This window comes from Streptomyces flavofungini (assembly GCF_041028215.1).
GTDB lineage: Bacteria > Actinomycetota > Actinomycetes > Streptomycetales > Streptomycetaceae > Streptomyces > Streptomyces flavofungini_B.
Map to the genome: position 1 here is coordinate 1 of NZ_JASKYR010001325.1, position 1,206 is coordinate 1,206.

1 protein-coding gene is annotated in these 1,206 nt (G+C 80.0%); it reads left to right on the forward strand.

Going from position 1 to position 1,206, the window contains the following annotated elements; genetic code table 11:
- On the forward strand, positions 1 to 1,088 hold a 1,088-nt coding region (locus tag AB8Z36_RS40795; RefSeq protein ID WP_369218391.1), incomplete at its 5' end, for an aminotransferase class I/II-fold pyridoxal phosphate-dependent enzyme.
- Positions 1,089 to 1,206 lie beyond the last annotated feature (118 nt).

Consider the following 1,206-nt stretch of genomic DNA (forward strand, 5'->3'; position numbering starts at 1 on the left):
CCGTGAGCGGCTACTGGGCCCGCCGCGGACTGCCCGCCGGGCCCGGCCACCTCGCCGCCGCCCCGGGCGCGCCCGCCCTGCTGCTCGCCCTCACCGCGGCCGTCGGCGGCGACGTCCTGCTGCCCAGACCCTGCCCGGCCTGGTGGGCCCCGCAGGCCCGGCTGCTCGGCCGGGGCGTCTACCACGTGCCGATACCCGCCGAGAGCGGCGGCGTCCCCGACCCGTACGCCCTCCTGGAGACCGTCCGCCGCGTCCGGGCCGAGGGCGGCGACCCCCGGCTGCTGCTGCTCGGCGTGGCCGACGACCCGACCGCCACCGTGCCGCCCCCCGAACTGCTGCACGAGGCCGTCGAGGCGGCGTCCGGCGAGGGGCTGCACGTCGTCAGCGACGAGACCTGGCGCGACACCCTGCACCACCCCGGCGAGACGGTCCTGGTCAGCCCCGCCGAGATGGACCACGCCCGGGTCACCGTCCTCAGCGACCTCACCGGCGCCTTCCTGCCCGCCGCGCTGCCCGCCGCCGTCGCCCGCTTTCCCCCGGACGCCCGGGGCGCGGGCCTGCGGGCCCGCACCCTGGATGTCCTGACCGCGCTCGGCGCCTGCCTCGGCGCACCGGCCGCCGCGGCGGCGGCGTACGCGCTCGGTGAACCGGACGACGTCACCGGGCGGCTGGCCGCCGCCGTACGCCTGCACGCGCGCGTGGCCGCCGCCGCGCAGCGCGCCGTGCTCGCCGTCGGCGCCCTGGCCAGGCCGCCCCGGGCGGGCCGGCACCTCTACGCCGACCTCGGCCCCCTGCGGCCCGGCCTCGCCGCGTGGGGCGTACGGGACGCGCAGGACCTGGAGGACTTCCTCGGCGGACGGCTCGGCATGCCCGCGCCGGGCGGTCACCGCTTCGGCGACGACCTGGACGCGCTGCGCGTACGGCTGTCCACGTCACCGTTCCTCGGCACGACGGCCGAGGAGCGCCTGGCGGCTCTCGACGCCCCCGAGCCGCTGGAACTGCCGCACGTACAGCGGGCGTTGAGCGCGTTCGGAGCGGTCTTCCACGGACTCCGCGCGCGAGCGGAGCGAACGGAGCCTCCCCGGTGACCCAGCAGGCGCAGCGGCGACCGCCGGAGCGGCGGCACGGGCGGCGGCCGAAGACGACGCCCCCGACCGGGTACGGCCCCGCGCCGGGACCCCTCGCCCCGCCGGGCCCGCCGTGCGC